This window comes from Kibdelosporangium phytohabitans, assembly GCF_001302585.1.
Taxonomy (GTDB): Bacteria; Actinomycetota; Actinomycetes; order Mycobacteriales; family Pseudonocardiaceae; genus Kibdelosporangium; species Kibdelosporangium phytohabitans.
The window spans coordinates 3,718,765-3,737,494 of sequence record NZ_CP012752.1 but is presented as its reverse complement, the minus strand read 5'-3'; the positions used below and the strand labels follow the sequence as shown (position 1 = coordinate 3,737,494).

The following is an 18,730-nucleotide window of genomic DNA, read 5'->3' as shown; positions in this document are numbered from 1 at the left end:
GGTGCGGCGGGGAACCCCGTTCCAGTACTGGATTCCGTCGGTCAGCCGTCCGCCGCGGTGGCCGCGGCCCGCAGCGCCGCCAGGTCGACGACCCTGATCCGCCGGTAGCGCGTGTCGACGACGTTCTGCTCACGCAGCGCCCGCAATGCCTTGTGCACCGTGGGTTCGGCCGCGCCGACCAGCGCCGCCAGTTCCGGCTGGCTGAGCGAGGGCCGGATCTCCCAGCCGCCCTGGTCGAACACGCCGTGCGCGGCGACCAGCCCGGCCAGCACCCGCGCCACCCGCACAGGCACCTCGTAGCCGCTGAGGTCGACCCGCCGCCGCGTCGCGACCCTCAGCTTGGCCGCGACGGACCGGCTGACCTCCAGCGCCGCGGCCGGGTACCCGGCGAGGAAGTCCTGGAACACCGGCTGCGGGATCACCCGGGCGCGCACGGTCCCCGCGGCTGTCACCGTGGCCGACCGCGGCAACCCGTCCAGCCCGGCCAGTTCGCCGACGAACTCACCGGCGACCCTGATCGCCAGCAGCACGAGTCCGCCGTTGGCGCTCGTCGCGGTCACCTTCGTGTACCCGCTGAGCAGGAGGAGCACGTGCGTGCTGCGGTCGCCGTCGTGGACCAGCACGTCACCGGCGTGGAACTCGTGTTCCACACCGATGTCCAGCAATGCCTCGACCGCCGCGGGTGGCAGCGTGGCGAACAGACCGGTCCTCGCGGGTGGATAACTGGCCTGAGTCATCCCGGCTCTCCTGCTGGTCGACCGTACTGCCCTAACAGGAGACACGGCGAGCCCGGCTGCCGCCAGCCCCGTTACCCGTCCGGCCTAAAGGCCTCAACCGGATAGACCAGTGCGGCGCGCATCGGCCAGGTCGCGGTTGTTCGCAGCACCCAGAACTATCCAATGTGGACAGTGTGGGCGGTCGCCTGGTGGCCGTCGAAGTAATGGACCAGCGCGGAGTCCAGCAGCGGTACCCCGACGGCGTTGCTGCCCGACCGCAGCGACGTCGTGGCGGCGACGCCCGCCGCGACGGCCTGCCTGGCCGCCACCGGGGACGTCCCGGTCGGTCCCTTCCGCCACGAACCGCAGGAACTCCGCGACCAGCTCCGCGTCCGCCCCGCCGTGGGAGCCGCCCGGCTCGGGGACGATCGCGACGGTCAGGTCGCTTTCGGTCCGGTAGCCGGACCTGCCGCGGTTCCACACCCGCACGACCGCTTCCTCACCGATCACCCCGTCCCCGAAGTTCTCCATCCGGCCGTGGTCGCCGAGAACGGTGTAGCTACGCCAACAGTCGGGCGTGTAGTGGCACTGCTGGTAACCGGCGTACACCTCGTTGTCCATTTCGGACAGAATCAGGCTGGGGTCCTCCACGTCGATCACCGGGTTGAGGTCACGCGACGCGGACGGCGGCCAGACGCCGGGGTCTGACCAGTCCGCCACCCGCCGGCCTGTGCGCTCCTCGCGGCGACGCGGATTCTTGTCGTACACCGTGAGTCCGCCCATCGCCACCACGCGGCGGGAGTAGCCGCCTGCCAGCCAGTCATGCGGTTCTGACTGATCGGACCGTGAACCGAACACGAATGCGCACACTCGATGCATGGTATCGGCGTGACGCAGCTCGGAGGCCAGCCGCTCTGCGTCCACAGTGGAACGACGGCGTCGTGCTGCGACGGCTGCCGCCCGGAACCAGTCAACTCCACGAATTGTTGCCCACGGTAGTACATTCCGGTCATGACGGAGATCAAAGTCAGGCTCGACCACTGCGTGATCGCGGTGAGCGACTGGGAACGGTCGACGACCTTCTACCGGGACGTGCTCGGCGCGGAGATCGTCGGCCACCCCGACGGCCGTGTGGCGTTCAGGTTCGGCGATCAGCAGCTCAACGTCCACGGACCGGGCCTGGACGTCGGCACGCTGGTGGCGAGCCCGCCGGTGGTGCCGGGCGGCAGCGACCTCTGCTTCGTGTGGCCGGGCACCGCCGAGCAGGCCGTGGCCCACCTGCGCGAACACGAAGTGCCGGTGGAAGAGGGACCGGTTGCCCGCCGGGGCGGGCGTGGCCAGGGCGTGAGCGTGTACTTCCGTGACCCGGACGGTTCCTTGCTGGAACTGATCACCTACGACTAGGAGCCGTCGGGGGAACCGCCGCGGAGCGGCATGGACTCAGCTGAACACTTCGTCCAGCCAGTCGTAGACCCTGCAGCCCGCCAGCACCATGACACCGGCCTGGCAGTGCTCGTCGGACCCGTCGGCTGACGTGAACCGGGCGAACTGCTTGGGGCAGTCGAGGTGTTCGTACAGCGCCTCGGGCTGGCCCGCGAAGAACCCGTCGTTCTCGGCCGCGCAGACCAGGGTCGGGCAGCCGATCTTCCCGGCCACTCCGTCGATCAGCGCGTAATCGCAGAAGGTGGCGAGGAACTCGCGCGGTGTGGCCGCGCCCATCACCCACTGGCCGTGGCTGGTCAGCCAGCGCAGGCTCGGGCTCTGCTCGACGGCGGCGGCGATGGCGGCGTCCACTTCCGGTGCCGATTCCGCTGTCAGCACGGCGACGGCCTGCGCACGGTCCCCGCCGAACTCGCCGATGTAGTTCTGCGCGCTGTCGTAGACCCCGTCGAAGGCGACCAGGGCCTTGATCCTCGGTTCGAACGCGGCAGCCCGCGGCGCGAGCATCCCGCTCAGGCTGATGCCGTACAGGGCGATCCGCTCGGCGTCCACTTGGGGCAACCGGGTGGCGAAGTCGACGACGGGACTGACGACCGCTTCCCAGTCCGGCCGGAAACGCAGACCCTGCCGGTGGATCGCCTCGCCCTGCCCGGGCCCGTCGAAGGTCAGCACGTTGTAGCCGCGCTCAAGCGCAGCCGCGCCGCCCATGAAGTAGGTTTCCTCGGCGGTGCCGTCGAAACCGTTGTTGACGATCACGGTCGGACGGGCCGCTCCCGAGTCGTCGACCTGGTAGAAGTACCCGGCGAGAGTGGTGTCCTGGTACGGGATCCGCACCGGTTCGGCCGGCGCGTCGAACAGTTCGAGCGCGCGGTGCCAGCAGTCGACGGCCCGGTCGTACGTGGTGGTGATGCGAGGGTCGGACGGGTTGCCGTGCAGGAAGAACTCGGCGGACCGGTAGTAGTTGGACGCACGCATCAAGCCTTTGCGGGCGCTGACCCGGTGCCCGCCGGCCAGGCTGCGCCCAGCCTCGGCCGCCACCCGGTCGGCGGTGGCCAGCCATGCCCGGTACCAGCTGTCGTAGTCGCCGCCGGTGATGGCGATGGCCGTCTCGACGACCTCGCCGAAGTCGGCGCCGCCGTAGGCGATGTGCGAGAACGACCGCAGCGTCTCGAACCAGAACGTCTCGTCGTGCTCGAAGAACAGCCTCCGCATGACACCCTCCCTTATTGCAATCTTTGTTGCATTAACTTCACGGTACTGCGATCGGCTCGCTAAAGCAACATATGTCGCATTAAGCTGGAAGGGTGATCGAACGACGACCAGGCGGACGCAACGCCCGCGTGCGCGAAGCAGCGCTGACAGCCGCGGCGGAGCTGGTGAAAGAGCGCGGGCTCGGCGACGTCACCCTCTCCGACATCGCCGAGCGCTCAGGCGTGAACCGAGCCACGCTGTACCGGCGATGGGGCAGCCTGGACGCACTGCTGGGCGACATGACCATGCACACGATCTCCACCGGGTCACCACTGGAAGACACCGGCTCACTGCGCGGCGACCTCTACGCGTGGGCGACGAAAGCCGTCCACCACATCCCGTCGGAAAACGGCGCGCTCCTGCTGCGGTCCATGGTGATGACACTGCCGATCAGCGACGAGGTCCGCGCACTCCGCGCACACCACCTGGAACACCGCCACAACGAACTCAGCGCCGTACTGGAACGCGCCCGCGAGCGCGGCGAACCCGCCCCCACCGTGGACGAGCTGTTCGAGATCGTGCTCGCCCCGCTGTACCTCCGCGTACTGATGGATTTCCGGCCGATCACCGAGGAGTACGCGAAGTCCCTTGTAGACAGAGTGCTCGACGTCCCACCCAGTTGGCGCGACCGGGACTCGTGAGCCGACGCGAATACTTCAAAACGTCAGCACCCATCTCTCCGAGTACGTCCCACTGACTCACATCACGAAGGGCAGCACGGGAGCGGGCGGCTTCCGTTCGTACCGTGGGTCGCCGTCTTACAGCGGCCGGCCTGTGTTCATGATTGTCGCTCCGGACTGACGTCAAGCGTCAGGCGCGCGGTGGGCAGCGCACCGCAATCAAATAGGTGCGCGCCCACCGACATCCCTTCGCGTTCAGAGCTCACCGGCGCCAGCAGGAAGGGTGGACCTGGTTCCACAAAGCAGCGTCCTCCACTGCTTGGCCGGTGTGAGCAACTCGGCGTCGTGACGTGGACGCCCCACCAGCTGCACCCCGTACGGCAGGCCGTCACTGTCCAGATAGGACGGCAGGGAGACCGCGGGCTGCCCGCTGAAGTTCACCCATGGCGTGTAACAGGACCAGTCCAGCATCAGGCCGAACACTCCCTCGGCGCCGCGGGTGGCGTAGTGCCCGACGGGGACGGGTGGGCCGCTGGTAGTGGGGGTCAGCGCGACGTCGAACTCGTCGAGCGCGGCCAGGAACGCGCTGGTGTAGCGGGCGAGCGCGGCCTGCGTCAGCACCACGTCACGGGCGGACGTCGCGGCGGCGGTGTCCACGAGGTGGCGGGTGAACGGCTGGAGGCGGTCGAGCCCTTCGGGAGGCATCAGCGCCGAAACCCCGACCCCCACCGTGTACGCGAACCAGTTCGTGAGTGTCTGTTCATCACACGCCACGGGTATCGGGATTTCCCGGACGTCGTGGCCGAGTTCACGGAGCAGACTCGCGGTGCGGCGCACGGCGAAGGCTGCCTGCGGATGTGGCTCGACCGCGTCGAGGCCGGTCTCTGTCCGCACGGCGACCTTGAGCGGACGGGTGGGGCCGCGTTCGACGGCGGCGGTGAAGCTGGTCGTGGCGCTCCAGCCGTAGAGATCGCGCGGCCAGGGGCGTGCCATCCGTCCAGCAGCAGCGCCGCGTCCTGCACGGTCCTGGCAAGGGGCCTTGCGTGCCGGTGCTGAAGAAGGACGTCGCCGGCGCCGCGCTGACCAGGCCACGGCTCGGCTTCACCCCGACGAGGTGGCAGGTCGACGCCGGTGTGCGGATCGATCCCGCTCCGTCGCCGCCGTGCGCCACGGGCAGCAGCCCGGCGGCGACGGCGGTTGCCGCGCCGCCGCTGGACCCGCTCGAATAGCGGGTCGTGTCGTACGGCGTGACAGCTGGCCGTGGGGTGACGGCGTTCTCGGGGTAGCAGGTGGCGCCGAACTCCGGCGCGTTCGTCTCGCCGAGCATGACCGCGCCTGCTTGCCGGATCAGGCCCCCTGTCCAGGCGTCTTCCGCAGGGACGTGGCCGGCCATCGCGGCCGACCCCATCGTCGTACGGACCCCGGCTGTCGCGTGCAGGTCCTTGATGCCGATCGGAAGGCCGCACAGGGGCGCCCCTTCGCCTCGGGCCAGGCGTGCGTCGGCTTGTGCGGCTTCCCGGAGCGCTAGTTCGGGAGTGACCGTCACGAACGCGCCCAGGTCGAGGTCCTCGATACGCGCCGGGTAGTGCTCGGTCAGGTCCCGTGAGCTGATCTGCCTGGTGCGTAGGGCGTGCAGTTGCTGTGACGCGGTCAGCTCGTGCAGGTCGCTCACGTCCTCACCGCCGTGACGGCGTACAGGTGACGCAGGCCGGTGTTGATCAGGGACGGTACGGCGGTGTAATGGTTTTGCCCTGGGAAGAAGCGGCAGGTGACGCGGAGGTCGGGATAGTCGCGCAGCCGGAGCGTCTGGGCCAGCCGGGTCATGGAGCCGAGGATGTCGCCCGACGCGGTCAGCGGGTCGGTGGCCTCCGCCTCACCCGCGCCCAGGAAGACGTCCCCGCGCAGGCGTGTGCCGTTGGTGGAGCCCTGCTCCTCGAGCTGGAAAAGGTGATCCTCGCATCCGCTGGCCGCGGGACTGCCGATCAGGTACCGGCGGAAGGCGTCCGTTCCGCCCAGCAGCGCGGACGTGGCGAAGTGCCCGCCCGCGGAGTCGCCGAGCAGCCCGTGGTCCGTCTCGTCGAAACGGAACTCGCACGCCAGCTGCGGGCGCAGTTCGTCGACGAGCAAGGCGAGGAACCGCTCCGCGCCGCCACCACCGTCCAGCAGGTCGGGCGGGAACGCGTTTCGCAGGTACTGCCCGCCGACGCCGGCGTTGAGCCAGCGACGCGTCCGTCACCCACAAGACCGGATACGTGCGGTCACCGCTGCCGTAGGACGGTGGTAGCGCGATCTGTGGCTCATGCGCCCACTGAAATGCGGATCCCTGCACGGTGCGAGTCGGCAACACGGTGTACACGTGCGATGGAGCGCCCATGGAGGGAACCTGCCGCAGCACGGCTCCGCTGGTTCGTACGCGGCCACGAAATTCCGGCCTGGAAATGGTCACTCGTCCAACCGGGTGGCTGTGGGGCGTTTAGGGACTGCGCTGCGCCCTATGACGGATGTCCGGCGTGCGACGATCCGGTTACTGTGCGGATATGCGATCCGTTGTGGTTGTGGCCACGGCCGGTCTCCTGCTCGCCGCGGCCTTGCCCGCCCACGCCGCCGGAACCGCTTGGTTGCACGACGACTCCTACGTCTCAGGTGGCGAAGCGACCGCGTACGTCGACGTGGACTGCCCGGAAGGCGAACGCGGCTGGACGCTGAAGGTCCGGCTCACCTCGGTCAGACCCGGCCGCCCCAGCGCGACGGGTTCGGCCACCGCACCGGTGACCTGCCGCGGGGTGCCCGACCAGAACGTGATCGACGTCCGTCCCGACAGCACGCCGTTCTTCGGCAGCCACGACGAACGCAGCAGCGGTGTCGCGGACGTGATCCGCCCCGACGGGACGGTTGCGGCGTCGAGCACCCGCCGGATGCACTTCTACGTCTGGAGCTGACCGGACTGGACCGTCCGGGTGGGCACCGTCAGGCGAGTTTGCTCATCTCGTGGTCGAAGTCGAACCACTCGTGTTCCTCGCTGGGCGGGATGTGGTCGTAGGTCCGGTCCAGGAAGTCGGCGAGCTGCTGCGCGGGCGCCTCCAGCATGGCGCCGCCGTCGGGCGTGGACAGCTCGAACATCACCAGCTCGGGGTCGGTGGCCGGGCCGATGCGCAGGTCTCCCAGGCCCGCGCCCGCGATCAGGCCGTCGGCCAGCAGGCTCCTGGCGAAGATCCACCGCACCGAGCCGCGGCCGGTGTGGAACTCGGCGACCACCGCGAACGGGTCGCGGGTGTCGTAGCTCAGCTCGGCGCGCACCCGCACCGGCCCGGACGGGTGCGCCCGGAGACCGAACTGGATCGCGGCGCGGATCGTGGCGTGCTCACTGGTCATGGCTGACCTCTACCCCTGTGTTGAGTCCTTCTCATGTCTACTGATAGGTAACATCAGAATGGCCCAGTGTGACTACCTACGGTCGTGAATTCACGCGAACGTGCCCGCCATTTACCCCCACGATCACCCCAGCGGGTGACACTAGGCGCCCGAGCACGCATCTGCTGTAACGACCAGGCCGAATGCGGACAAATCCATCACCAGGGCCGTAAATGGACGGCCATCCCGACGCGCATCAGCTCGAGCCTGGTGGGGACCAGCCGCGCGAACGGCCGCAGCCGGGAACGGCCGAGGTGGTACGCGAGTTTCTGCCGTTCGACGTGCGTCACGCGGAAGTGCTGACCCAGCACGTCTTCGTACTCGCCGCGGGAACGGTAGAAGGTGTTCTCGGCCAGGAACGGTCCCATCGACTTCCACCATTCCTCGAACGACGCCGTCTCCTTCGCGTGGTGGGCACGGGGATAGAACCTCCGCGCCCACGCCGCGCGCCTGCCCACCGGCAGCCGGTGGATCAGGGGAACGCCGAGATGTGCCTCCACGAGCAGCTCCCGCGTGGGGAACAGGTGGACCTGCGTCCCGCCGGGGCGGGTGACACGAGCGAGCTCCCGCAGCGTCCACGGCAGGTCCTCCACGTGCTCGAAGACCTGGTTGGAGCACACGTAGTCGAACGTGTCGTCGTCGAACGGCAACGGCTCGCCAGGCACGAGGACCTTGATCCGCCGGCGTGTGGCCGCCGCGACAGCACCGCCGTCGTTGGTGAAGATCTCGCCCTCGCCGTAGTACGTGTCCGCACCCCAGAAGTCGCCGACGCCCGCCGCGAGGCTCCGCGTGATCATCCGTCCGCTGCCGCAACCGAAGTCCAGCGCGGTGAGCACACACCCGCTGCGCTCGGAAAGTGCGGCAAATCGGTCGAACAACCATTCCTCGTTGGGCACCACCCGGTGATCATTCCACGGGCGCCCATGCCGGGTGCGGCGTTTGAGCCAGTCACCAGGAGCCTCTCGGCACAGCCGCCGCAGCTCGGAGTGGTCACGTCATGACCGACGGAAACCGCACGGTCAGCGGCCCGCGAAGTCGAGCGTCAGAGCCAAGCCGTTGGGGGTGTACACGTCGAGCTGCAGGAGGCCGAGTTGCTTGGCCATGGATTCGACACCGCCGAAGTCTCCGCAGGCACGGCACAGTTCCCGGTCGACGTACAGCACCGCGCGGGTTTCGCGGCTCGCGGGCAGGGATCGTGCGCCCAGCTGGAACGCCTGTCCTTCGGCGTGGGTCGCGGTCTGGGCGTTGACGTGCAGGTCCATTGTCGTGTGGTGGGCGTTGACGCCGTAGAACGACTCGCCGCCGATGTCGAGGCGGCAGACCGTGGAGACGTCGGTGGCACTGCCGGCGGGCGGGAGTCCGCGTTGGACTCGCTGGGCCGCGAGGCTGTTGAGTCCTTCCTGGATGCGGGCCGGGCTGATCGGTTGCACGACCTCGGCGGGCAACCGCCCGGCACCGGACAGGGGCTGGCCCTCCCGTGCGAGGTTGCCGCGTGCCTGCGCGGAGGTGCGGACGTCACGCAGCAGCGCGGCGGCGTCGTCCGCGGCCTGGTCGGCGAGCTGCGATGCGTTGGGGTTCTTGGCTTTGCGGGCCTTGCGGGCGGCGTCCGCCAGGTCCTCGATCCGGCCGAGCCGCTCGACGTAGCCGGGGTTGTCGGCGAACACCGCGCGGTATTCGTCGAGCAGGTCGAGGATGTCGTCGCAGCGGCTGCACCGGATGATCCGGCCGCTCTCGGTGACCTTGATCGTGTGCCCGTCGGCGGGCCGCGCGGCGAGCACGCCCTCCCCGACCTCCGAGCCGAGTCTGCCGGTCAGCTCCGAGTTGAGGTGGTGGCGCAGCGCGCTCGCCTGGTCCGCGGACAGGTGCGTCTCCAACTGGTCGAGCAGCCGGTTCACCTCGGCCACGTCACCGGCCTGGGCGGCACGCCGGGCCGCGGCCAGCGTCTCGGTCGCCCCTGCCTTGGCCAGGACCTGGTCGATGCCCTGGCTCATGGCGGCGTTCCACAGCCGGGACGCGCCCGCGCCGAGCACCGGCAGCGCCGCGCCGAGCAACCCGCCTGTTCCCAGGCCGACCAGTCCCGCCACCAGCGCCGCCTCACCGACACGGACCAGCCCGCTCCACACGCCGCGCCGCCAGGTCGCCGGGTCGGTCATCGCGCCGAACGCCTCACTGACCGCGCCGGAGAAGGCACCGTCCAGCGCTGCCTCCACACTGGACGCCGCGATCCGGCGAGCCATCGAGGGAGCCACCTGGGCTGCCGCCGCGGTCGCTTCCTCGGCCACCGCGCCGCCGACCCGTGCGGCACTGGTGACCAATGCCCGGCCGCCGACACCGATCAGTTCGGCGCCACGGGCCGCCAAGGCCGAACCGACCACGGCGAGCGCGCCGTCCACCGCGCCCAGCACGGCGTTGCGCACGCCCTCCTCGGACGCCGGGTTGAAGTAGTCGCCACCCATCATCTCGCGGGTGACCACACGGGCACCCGCCCCGGAAGCCGCGGCCAGCGCGATCACCGCGGGCGTCGCGGTGCCGCCGGTGGCGGCCACGACGGCGATCCCGGCCACGGTCGCGGCGACAACGCCCGCCATCTCGCCGACCTTGCTGGCCGCCTCGCCGAACTCCGCGGCGCGACCGGTGAACCGGTCGTGCAACGCGGCGAGCGCGGCGAAGTCGACGGACGTCACAGTCCTTCGGGGACGCATCGGCTCGAACTGGGCGGCGAACTCCCGCGCGGCGGCCTGCATGGTCTCGTCGGTCTCGGTGAACGACGCCGACACCCCGGGGTCCAGGCCCAGCCGGGCCCGTGCCTGCTGGTACATCAGCTCGGCGGCCCGGAACCGGCCCTCGCCGGTCGCCATCTCCTCCGCTGTGGGTTCCTTGCCGAGCACGGCCCACAGCACGCGCTGGTATTCCTCGCCGTCCAGTGGAATCCGGTACCACGCGCCACGGGTGCGCAGCAGGGTCTCGAACTGGCGGTACTCGGCGAGTGTGGTCGTCTGCGCCTCGGTCGGCGGGCCGATCGGGGGCTGGTTGGCCAGGATGTAGCCCTGCCGCAGCCGGCCGCGCTGCTCCTCCCCCATGTCGGCGACCGCGGTGGCCAGCACCTCGGCGTCGCCGCTGAACGCCAGCAGCGCGTCCAGCGGGATCCGTCGCGGGTTGGCCAGAATGGCTTCCATGATCGTCCGCTGCTCGCCGTGCACCCGGGCGTAGGTGCCGAACGGGTCGCCGGCGCTGGCACGGAACCGGGTGCACCAGTCCGGGTCACGCGCGATCCTGAGCACGAGCTGGAAGAACCGGCCCCACTCGGCGGACTCGTGCGCCTGGTTCAGGTTTTCCGCGGTCTCGTCGTAGGCGTCGGCGGTGGTGGCGCCGGTGACCAGGGCTCGCTGCATGGCGGTGAGTCCGTTGATCACGCCCGCGACCGCGGGGTCACGCAGCAGTTCCTCACGGATCCGCTGGTCCTCCTGCTGCTGCGCCGCCGACGGCACGCCGGCCGCGGCAGGTGCGCCCGCGGCTGGCGTGGCCCGTGGGGCGTGCAGGCCCATGATCGCCGATTTGATCGCGTTCACGTCCCCGCCGGACATCAGGATCCGCTGCTTGGCCGTCTCGAAGGCGTGCTGCCGCGCCTCCGGACCGGAGGTGAACTGCCCCAGCCGCGCGGTGTCCGCGCCGAACGCGGCGCCGTCGCCCCGCGCGGCGGCCAGCACGCCCATGAAGCCAGCCGAGTCGAGCTGACCGTCCCCGCCCCTGGTGAACCGCAGCAACTGGTCGAGATCGTTGAGCTCGGCCAGCCGGGCCTCCGCGGTGACACGGGCCGGGTCGGGCAGGTTCCCGCCAGTCAGCGACGCACGCAGACCCGCGCGCTCCTGCAGCAACGCGACCGCTCTGTCCACAACCGACTTGACGGCGTCCATGTCGTCGGAACGCCCTTCGGTGGCCTCGCGCAGCCGGGCGATCAGCGCTTGCGCCTCCGTGCCTTTGCACAGGTTGCGGAACAACGTACTGCGGTCCTCGCTGAACAGCGACTCGATCGCCGTGCGGTTGGCGTCGTGGAAACGGCCGCGTTGGGCGGGAGTCAGCTCCATGATCCCGTCGAACACAGCGTCTTCCTCGTCGTGGAACGTCCCCGGCGCGCGGTTGAGCAACTGCTGCATGGCCTCGTACTTGCCTTCGGCAGTCGGGTTGATCAGCAACCGGGCCTGGAACTCCTCCTTCGGGTCCATCGCGGCGTAGATCGGGCCGAGCGCCGGGTTGGCGCGGACCTGGGACCGCTGCTCGTCGCTGGCCGCGCGGATCACGTCCAACTGGGCCTGTTCCAGCTCACGCCAGCCCTCGTCGTACAGCTGGAGCTTCTCCAGCAGCGACAGCGCCGGCCACAGCAACCGGATGCCGCGTTCGGCTTCGGCCGCGGCGTTGCCTCCGCCACCCAGCAGCCGCCCAGCCGCGGCGGCCGCCGTGCCGACGCCGGGGATCGCGGCACCGGCCCAGCTCATCGCCGTACCCACGGCCCGGGCGGCCTCTGACCCGCGGACCTTGTGCAGCAGCCACACCTCCAGCTTGGTGCTGACCACCGTCTGTGCCTTCGTGCGCATCGCGGTCAGTTCCTGGGGGCTGTGCCCGGTGAGCTGGGCGACCACGCCCGGTACGTCATCGTTGCGCAGGGCCTGCTCCAGCGTGCTGGTGTCCACCGCTGGGCCCTCACGCCGCACCTGCCGGGCGCCGGCGGCGCCGACGCTGACAGGGCCGCCGGCCATGAACCGGTCCGCCACGCTTTCGGCTTCCCGCTCTGCCGGGTCAGCGGGATGGGACACCCACCCGGACGCCCTCGGCCCGCCTCCCTGCACCACGTGCGTCAGCTCGTGCGCCAGCAACCGCTGTCCCCCGGCGTCGTCGGGCTGGTAGCCGCCGGGCTCGAAGTAGATGTCCGGCCCGACTGTGAACGCGTGTGCGTCGACCAGCTCAGCTGCCTGCCCGGCGGCGTTGTCGGTGTGCACGCGCACGCCGGTGAAGTCCGCGTCGAACCTGGCCTCGGCCTCGGCCCGGAATCCCGGGGGCAACGGCCGGCCAGCGCCACTGCGGCCCACCGCTGTCAGGAACTCCGGCGAGGGCGTCGACGGCGTGTGCTCGTTCGTCGCCGACCGGTGCAGCGCGGCGGCCAGCAGCTCGGGCGGCACTGGCTCCTCGCAGTCGCACGGGACCGGCCCGCACCTCGAAACCGGCGCGCCACCGAGCAGCCGCGCGGTCGCTGCGTTGCTCGCCCCAGCCGCGAGGCCCAAGGCCGCAGGGGTGTTCGAGCCGGCCCCGAACGCCCGCGTCATCGCGGCGTTGCCGAGAGCCGAACCCGTTGCGGGACCGGCACTCTGAGCTGGTTGGCTGGCGTGGCCCTCGGTCTCGGCCACGTCCTGGCGAGACTGCATCCCATAGGTATACGGGCGCGTCCGCGCACGCGCCAACAGCCGGGCCGCAATGCTGCCCCTACGGGCAATGCTAGCGGTTAGCGTTTAGGAACTGATACGTTTATGTTTCTGATAGTATGAATGGATGACTGTGCCGACCGGGCGCCGTGAACGCAAGAAAGCCGCGACCCGCCAGAAGATCGCGGACACCGCGCTGCGGCTCTTCCTGGAACGCGGATACGACGCGGTGGGCATCCGTGACGTGGCCGCCGAAGCCGACGTTGCTGTCACCACGGTCTTCTCCCACTTCGCCTCGAAAGAGGCCCTGGTGTTCGAACAGGACGAGAACTTCGAGCAGAACCTCGCGGCGGCGGTCACCGGCCGCGCGCCGCACGAGCCGCTCATCCCCGCTCTGCGGCGGCAGATCCACGTCCAGGTCCGCCACTGCACGACCGACAGCACCGCACCGATCTGGCGCATGATCGACGAAACACCCGCTCTGCGGGAGTACGAGGAATCGATGCGACTGCGTCACGCGGAGTCGCTGGCGGCGGCCATCGCCGCCGATCCCGAACTGGCGCGGACCGCGACGACAACGGTGTGCCGCACGATCGCCCGGTTCGTGATCGACGCCTACTCGCTGGCGCGTGAAGCGGCCGACCCGCAGGCCGCGGTGGACGAGATCTTCCGGATGATCGAGGCGGCCTGGGAAGTCACCAGCCGGTGAAGTGCCCCGGTGCCCACTGAGGACACCGGGACACGTGCCGTCTAGAAGCCCATCCGGCAGCCTGCCACGACAATCTCCTGTCCCAGCAAGGTGACCACACGCACGGCGTACTGCGCGTACTGCCCGTTGGGGCCGTTCACCGACTGGTTGAGGTGGACCGTCGCGACACCGGGAATGCCGACGGTCGCCGGCTGGGTGCCGATCGGCTGGCCGTTGAGCGTGCCCACCCGCGACGAGCCCGACAGGCCCTGCTCGTTGGCGATGCACCTGGTCTCCAGGTCCGACAACGTGATCACGCCACCCAGCAGGCTGGCGCTCGACACGTTCGCCGACGCGTCCGTCCGGCCGGTGCTGGTGTCCATTGTGCACTCAGCGTGCAGTGCCTGCACCGAGGCGAGGCCGGGCACGGTCAGCGACGCAGTGGTCTTGTTCGAGCTCGGCGGGCATTCCGCGTGCGGCGTCTTGGCCACGGTGAGCAGGCCGTTGGCGCTGAGCGACCAGGCTTCGGCCCGCACGTACGAGACGATCTTGACGATCGCGGTCGCCTTGCCGCCGTCGTCATCGGTGATCGTCACGAGTACGTTGTGCGCTCCGACACCGGTGTAGGTGTGCGACGCGGTGCACGTGCCCGAACCAGCGCCCTGTGCGACTGTCCCGTTGACGACCGGGGTGCCGTCGGCGAAGTCGACCGTACAAGTGTGCGTGTCGTGCGTGGCGATGTCGGTGAACGGCGCCGTGACGCCGACCGGCGTACCGCGCACGACCTGGGCTCCGTTGGCAGGCGAGGAGATGGTCACGTTCGGGGCCACGTTGCTCAGCGTGAGCGTCGTCGACTTGACGACGTCAGGGTGCAGGGTGTCGTTGGCACTCAGCCGCAACGTCCACACACCGTCGTCGTTGCACGTCACGGTCGTGTTCAAGGCAACCGCGTTGCCGAACGAACAGGTCGCGCCGGGATCCACGCTGGACAGCGCAGTCGCGGTCCAGTTCGTCGTCAGGCTCGGACCGTCCGGATCGGACACCTGCCCGGCGAGCGCGACCGGCGTGCCTTCCTGACCCGCGTACGGGCCACCGATCGTGACCACCGGCGGATCGTTCACCCGCACGGTCGTGCACTCGGTGACCTGCCCGGCGCCGCCGCCGTCGGTCCCGTGCGCGGTGACGCACAGCTGGTGCACGCCGGAGGTGAGCGGGGCTGTGTTGACGGTGTAGTTCACCTGCGCCGGGCCGGTCTGCGGCAGGCCGGGAGTGACGTTGGTGATCGGCGTCGCAGGTCCGCCGTTGACCGACAGGGTGAGGTTGACCAACTTGGACGCGATGATGCCCGGCACCACGTCGGGCAGGTTGGCCGGGTCGGGGACAGCGGTGCAGGTGCCGCCGGTGAGGTCCGCGATCGCCTGCAGGCTCGCGTTGTAGTTGCCGAAGTTGCAGCTCGCGCCGCCACCGACCGCGAACGTGTAGTACGTGGTGTCGTCGGGAACCGCGCCCGCCGGACCGGTCACGTCGTTGCTCTGCGCGCCGTCGGACAGGAACATGACGATCTTGCGCGCCTCGCTCTGCGCGGTGGTGACCGCGCTGGCCGCGTTGATCCCGGCGACGAAGTTGGTGCCGCTGCCGACACTGCGGCCGGTGAACTCGTTGAGGCCACCGATGACGGCGGAGTTGAGCACCTCGTCGATGTCGCGGGTGCCGTTGCCGTTGTCGTCCGTCGTCGGCGTGGTGAGCAGCTGCTCGCCACCCGCGGGCCGGACATCCGCCGGCGCGCCGTTCGAGCCGAACACCGCGGCCCCGACCGTACCGACAACAGTGTTGGGCACGGCTGCCTTGTTGTTCAGCGCTTTCCCGGCGGCGATCTCACACGCCAGGATGTTGGTGTTGCTGCACGCACCGGCGGTACTGCCGGACACGTCGAGCACGTACGTCAACGCGGTGTCCTTCACCGCGACACCAGTTCCGATCGACGCCGTTCCGGTGACGGTGACCGGGCCCTGCGGAACGACAGTGTTGCTGGCCGGACTGGAAATGGTGACAGCGATACTGGTCCCGCCAGGCAGGTTGCCGGTGGCAGCGTACGCCGCCTGCCCGACCGCGACCATGGCGACAAGCGTCAAAGCGCCGGTCGCCAATAACGGTTTTGTTCTCACGAAACAACTTCCCCTCGACGAGGTTACTTGCCGATGAGGACATCGAGCGCCCTGTGAAGCGGTTACTAGGCCACATCAGTGAGTGACGTTTGCCATGCGCGTCGACAAATCTGAGGTCACGGCCCGAATCCGGCCCCGCCGGGGGCCCGCGGAGATCACCGGTTTTCGCCTGAACAGCCTAGCGATCCCCTGTCCCGATCGGACCACATTGGGCCACTGGAGTTTCCCCGCCCGGCGAACAACCACTCGCAGTAGAGCTGGATCCCTGCCTTGCGGGACGGACGGTCTGGTTCGTCACCGGCTCGTCCCGCGGACTCGTCACGTCACGTCGCGTCGCTATCGGGTTCCCGCCAACGCATCAGGTACGAGGGACCGTTGTCGTCGTGCCGCCGGTCGCTGCCGGTCAGCCGCCATTGCGCGTACATGGTTCGCGTGTCGTCCGGCGCGACGCGGCGCGGCTCGAGCACCTTGGTCAGTTCGTGGTAGCGGTCAGGCAGGACACCCGCGTTCGGGTCCGCGTCGGGGTCGTCGCTGCCGGCGTGTCCCGCGTCCCACGTCGCCACGAAGACACGCCACTGCTCCCGCTCCAGCGCGAGCGTCACCTCGTCGATGAGCCACACGACGAACTCGTCGCCGTCCTCGAAAAACCGGTTCTGGCGCTCGAAGTAGTGCGGCACACCACCGACGTCGGCGACGCCGGTCTGCGGCCCGTCGTACCTCGAGTTCTCGACGTGGACCTGTTCGAAGCCCGCTTGCCTGAGTTCGTCGTCCGCCACCCGTCCACGATATCCGCCAGGGGGAACGGATCACGGATCACCCGGCGAAGGCCTTCGCCAGCCGCGGGATCAGATCCCGGAGGCTCGTCTCCCGGCAGGCCATGGTGTTGTGGCCGCCGTCGCACCCGGTTCCCCAGTTCGAGCCGTCACCGAAGTCGACGAAGTGGTGCGGCAGTCCCTGCGCCCTCATGTTCGCCGCGACGTTCTGGGCCGCGCCCTCCAGCCAGAACTCCGGGTCGGTCGTCCGGCCGCCCGCGTTGCCGACGTAGATGTACACGCCCACGCCGGCGAACCGGTCCACGTGCTGCGACGGGTCGACCTCGTTCCACCGCCGGTCGGCGCCGAACACCGGATAGGGCGAGCCGAACACGGCGTCGCTGTCCACCGCCGGCTTGTAGACGACAAGCGAGGCGACCACCGCCATCCGCAACGCCATGAACTTCGTGGAGAGATCGATGTCCCCGGACAGCGAGGCAGCCTGACCGAACAGGTGGGGATGCTTCTGCGCGTAGTGGAACGCACCGAAACCGCCCATGGAAAGGCCGACGACCGCCCTGGCCTGCCTGGTGGCGACGGTCCGCAGGTTCGCGTCGACGAACGGGACCACCTGCCGGATGTGGAAATTCTCCCAGTTCTGCGCGCCGAGTGCGGTTTTCTGGTTGAGCCAGTTGGCATACCAGCTGCGTGCGCCGCCGTCCGGCATGACGGTGATCATCGAGTCGGAGTCCGACATCGCGGCGTAGTTCTGCTCGACCGGGTCGCTGTTCGCGCCGTGCAGCCAGTACATCACCGGGTACCGCCGGGCCGGGTCGTCGTGGTAGCCGGTCGGCAGGATGATCCTGATGTGGTGCTCGCCCGTCACCTCCGGTGTGGTCACCGTGATCACGAAATCGGTGGCGTTGCCTGTGGCCGCTCCCAACTGGGTGAGGCCGTGGCCGTCCCGCAGCGTGGGCGGGTCCGCGGCCTGTGCCGTGCTCGTGGACAGCGCCATCACCGCGACGGCGGCCGTGCTCAGCGCGAACGCTCGCCGGATCGAAGTCCTCATGTCATTGCCTCCAGTCCAGTCCGGAATCACCGATCAACCCGCGGGCGTACCGCAGAGCGCGGAGTTCACCACCTGAACCCGTGACGTCTTCCCCTCGGCGCCGACGTAGGCGTTGGTCACCAGCGCGGCGTGCCTGCCGTCGTCGGTGGCGAAGGTCCCGGACGAATGGCCGGTCGTGAGGTCCCCGAAGTGCCCCCACGCCTGACCGCCACACGTCAGGTCGAGCCGCCACAGCCCGAGGCCGTAGCCCATCCCCTCTGGGTAACCGGGCATGGGCACGGTCGTGCGCATCTGGGCGAGCGTCGCCGGTGACACGAGCCTGCCGTCCGCCAGCGCCTGCGTGAACGCGGTCAGGTCCTGCTCGGTCGATGCCATCGCACCGGCCGTGGCCCACTTCGACAGCTCGTGGGCGAAGGTCTGGTTGAGCCAGAAGAAGAACGGGCCTGCCCTGCCGCCCATGTAGCCGGGCAGGTACGGCGTGGTGAGCTGCCGGTCGGCCGGTCGTGGGTAGGAGGTCCGGGTCAGGCCGAGCGGCGTGATGATCCTGGCCGTGATCGCGGCACCGGCCGTCATCCCGGTGATCTGCTCGATCAGCAGACCGGCCAGCATGTAGTTGACGTTGGAGTACCCCCACCTCGTGCCCGGCGGGAACTGCGGCGGGCCGGCCAGCCCGGCGCGGATCACCTCCCGCAGGCTGTAGCTGCCGTCCGCGCCGGCCCGGGGAGCGCCCATGTCGCCGGTGATGCCGCTGGTGTGCTGCAGGATCTGCCGTACCGAGATCTTGGTGCCGTCGTAGCCGTTGCCGCTGACCACGCCCGGCAGGTACCGCTCGATCGGGGCGTCCAGCTCGACCTTGCCCTCGTCGACCAGTTGCAGCACCGCGACCGCGGTGAACGTCTTGGTCTGGCTGGCGATGCGGAACTGGTCGTTGGACCCGATGGGCCGGTTGGCATCGGTGTCCGCGGTCCCGGCGTGCACGTCCCACGAACTGGTGCGGTTGCCCGCGTGGACGGCGGCGCCCGGCCCGGCGCTGGCTTGGTAGCTGTTGAGCAGTGCCTGGGTCTCGGCGTGATCGGCGGCGGGCAGTGCGTACGCCGGTGTGGCCATCGTCAGAGCCACGGCAACGGCAGTGACGGCAGTCACCCACCGCGGTGTGCCACGAAACTTCACTCAGGTTCCCCCTTTTCTCCTTCGGGCCGGCCTC

At 69.6% G+C, this 18,730-nt stretch carries 16 protein-coding genes and 1 pseudogene; 4 read left to right on the top strand and 13 right to left on the bottom strand.

From position 1 onward, the window contains the following. Window positions 1-41 precede the first annotated feature (41 nt). A complete protein-coding gene (locus AOZ06_RS17190) occupies window positions 42-737 on the bottom strand; it encodes a Crp/Fnr family transcriptional regulator (protein ID WP_054290324.1) in 696 nt (231 codons plus the stop codon). Between the two features lie 93 nt (window positions 738-830). Then, window positions 831-1,586 carry a hypothetical protein gene (locus tag AOZ06_RS17185; RefSeq protein WP_054290323.1) on the bottom strand — a complete coding sequence of 252 codons (756 nt, stop codon included), beginning with the start codon at window positions 1,584-1,586 and terminating at the stop codon, window positions 831-833. 141 nt (window positions 1,587-1,727) lie between these two features. Here AOZ06_RS17185 and AOZ06_RS17180 point away from each other — a divergent pair, with 141 nt between their 5' ends. After that, complete coding sequence (locus tag AOZ06_RS17180; protein ID WP_054290322.1) at window positions 1,728-2,120, top strand: VOC family protein; 393 nt, start codon at window positions 1,728-1,730, stop codon at window positions 2,118-2,120. Between the two features lie 36 nt (window positions 2,121-2,156). On the opposite strand, the gene AOZ06_RS17175 is transcribed toward AOZ06_RS17180, so the two are convergent. Then, a complete protein-coding gene (locus AOZ06_RS17175; RefSeq protein WP_054290321.1) occupies window positions 2,157-3,368 on the bottom strand; it encodes an alpha/beta hydrolase family protein in 1,212 nt (403 codons plus the stop codon). 92 nt (window positions 3,369-3,460) lie between these two features. Between AOZ06_RS17175 and AOZ06_RS17170 the strand changes: the two genes are divergently transcribed. Next, window positions 3,461-4,048: a TetR/AcrR family transcriptional regulator gene (locus AOZ06_RS17170; protein WP_054290320.1), complete on the top strand. Its 588-nt coding sequence runs from the start codon at window positions 3,461-3,463 to the stop codon at window positions 4,046-4,048. A 234-nt stretch (window positions 4,049-4,282) separates the two neighbouring features. Here the strand turns inward: AOZ06_RS17170 and AOZ06_RS61110 are convergent, their stop codons facing one another. The 3 genes and pseudogenes from AOZ06_RS61110 to AOZ06_RS17155 form a co-directional block, all read right to left on the bottom strand. Then, on the bottom strand, window positions 4,283-5,020 hold the full coding sequence (locus AOZ06_RS61110) for an amidase family protein (RefSeq protein ID WP_054290319.1): 738 nt from the start codon (window positions 5,018-5,020) through the stop codon (window positions 4,283-4,285). A gap of 115 nt (window positions 5,021-5,135) precedes the next feature. Continuing rightward, window positions 5,136-5,573: pseudogene (locus AOZ06_RS62095) on the bottom strand (amidase family protein); the annotation flags it as partial. Window positions 5,574-5,695: 122 nt separating this feature from the next. Next, entirely contained in the window at window positions 5,696-6,154 is a 459-nt protein-coding gene (locus AOZ06_RS17155) for an alpha/beta hydrolase (RefSeq protein WP_054290317.1), read from the bottom strand. Window positions 6,155-6,564: 410 nt separating this feature from the next. Between AOZ06_RS17155 and AOZ06_RS17150 the strand changes: the two genes are divergently transcribed. Continuing rightward, entirely contained in the window at window positions 6,565-6,966 is a 402-nt protein-coding gene (locus tag AOZ06_RS17150) for a hypothetical protein (protein WP_157233080.1), read from the top strand. 28 nt (window positions 6,967-6,994) lie between these two features. Here AOZ06_RS17150 and AOZ06_RS17145 read toward each other — a convergent pair whose 3' ends face one another. The 3 genes from AOZ06_RS17145 to AOZ06_RS17135 all read right to left on the bottom strand — a co-directional run bounded on the left by AOZ06_RS17145 (window position 6,995) and on the right by AOZ06_RS17135 (window position 12,855). Further along, on the bottom strand, window positions 6,995-7,399 hold the full coding sequence (locus tag AOZ06_RS17145) for an SsgA family sporulation/cell division regulator (RefSeq protein ID WP_054290315.1): 405 nt from the start codon (window positions 7,397-7,399) through the stop codon (window positions 6,995-6,997). 197 nt (window positions 7,400-7,596) lie between these two features. Continuing rightward, entirely contained in the window at window positions 7,597-8,337 is a 741-nt protein-coding gene (locus AOZ06_RS17140) for a class I SAM-dependent methyltransferase (protein ID WP_054290314.1), read from the bottom strand. A 120-nt stretch (window positions 8,338-8,457) separates the two neighbouring features. Beyond that, window positions 8,458-12,855, bottom strand: a complete 4,398-nt coding sequence (locus tag AOZ06_RS17135) for an eCIS core domain-containing protein (RefSeq protein ID WP_054290313.1) — start codon at window positions 12,853-12,855, stop codon at window positions 8,458-8,460. A gap of 124 nt (window positions 12,856-12,979) precedes the next feature. On the opposite strand from AOZ06_RS17135, the gene AOZ06_RS17130 reads away from it, so the two are divergent. Then, window positions 12,980-13,561, top strand: coding sequence for a TetR/AcrR family transcriptional regulator (locus tag AOZ06_RS17130; RefSeq protein ID WP_054290312.1), 582 nt, complete (start codon window positions 12,980-12,982; stop codon window positions 13,559-13,561). Window positions 13,562-13,602: 41 nt separating this feature from the next. On the opposite strand, the gene AOZ06_RS17125 is transcribed toward AOZ06_RS17130, so the two are convergent. From AOZ06_RS17125 to AOZ06_RS17110, 4 genes are all read right to left on the bottom strand, one after another. Continuing rightward, entirely contained in the window at window positions 13,603-15,705 is a 2,103-nt protein-coding gene (locus tag AOZ06_RS17125) for a choice-of-anchor P family protein (protein WP_157233079.1), read from the bottom strand. A 323-nt stretch (window positions 15,706-16,028) separates the two neighbouring features. Next, window positions 16,029-16,481, bottom strand: a complete 453-nt coding sequence (locus AOZ06_RS17120) for a hypothetical protein (protein WP_054290310.1) — start codon at window positions 16,479-16,481, stop codon at window positions 16,029-16,031. Window positions 16,482-16,518: 37 nt separating this feature from the next. Continuing rightward, window positions 16,519-17,526, bottom strand: coding sequence for an alpha/beta hydrolase (locus AOZ06_RS17115; protein WP_054290309.1), 1,008 nt, complete (start codon window positions 17,524-17,526; stop codon window positions 16,519-16,521). A 33-nt stretch (window positions 17,527-17,559) separates the two neighbouring features. Continuing rightward, a complete protein-coding gene (locus AOZ06_RS17110; protein WP_236952265.1) occupies window positions 17,560-18,669 on the bottom strand; it encodes a serine hydrolase domain-containing protein in 1,110 nt (369 codons plus the stop codon). Window positions 18,670-18,730: the final 61 nt, after the last annotated feature.

Excerpts from the sequence above, each read along its gene's own strand:
- AOZ06_RS17190 (WP_054290324.1), bottom strand. The coding sequence starts at position 737 with ATGACTCAGGCCAGTTATCCACCCGCGAGGACCGGTCTGTTCGCCACG.
- AOZ06_RS17180 (WP_054290322.1), top strand. The coding sequence starts at position 1,728 with ATGACGGAGATCAAAGTCAGGCTCGACCACTGCGTGATCGCGGTGAGC.
- AOZ06_RS17175 (WP_054290321.1), bottom strand. The coding sequence starts at position 3,368 with ATGCGGAGGCTGTTCTTCGAGCACGACGAGACGTTCTGGTTCGAGACG.
- AOZ06_RS61110 (WP_054290319.1), bottom strand. The coding sequence starts at position 5,020 with ATGGCACGCCCCTGGCCGCGCGATCTCTACGGCTGGAGCGCCACGACC.
- AOZ06_RS17150 (WP_157233080.1), top strand. The coding sequence starts at position 6,565 with ATGCGATCCGTTGTGGTTGTGGCCACGGCCGGTCTCCTGCTCGCCGCG.
- AOZ06_RS17145 (WP_054290315.1), bottom strand. The coding sequence starts at position 7,399 with ATGACCAGTGAGCACGCCACGATCCGCGCCGCGATCCAGTTCGGTCTC.
- AOZ06_RS17135 (WP_054290313.1), bottom strand. The coding sequence starts at position 12,855 with ATGCAGTCTCGCCAGGACGTGGCCGAGACCGAGGGCCACGCCAGCCAA.
- AOZ06_RS17130 (WP_054290312.1), top strand. The coding sequence starts at position 12,980 with ATGACTGTGCCGACCGGGCGCCGTGAACGCAAGAAAGCCGCGACCCGC.
- AOZ06_RS17115 (WP_054290309.1), bottom strand. The coding sequence starts at position 17,526 with ATGAGGACTTCGATCCGGCGAGCGTTCGCGCTGAGCACGGCCGCCGTC.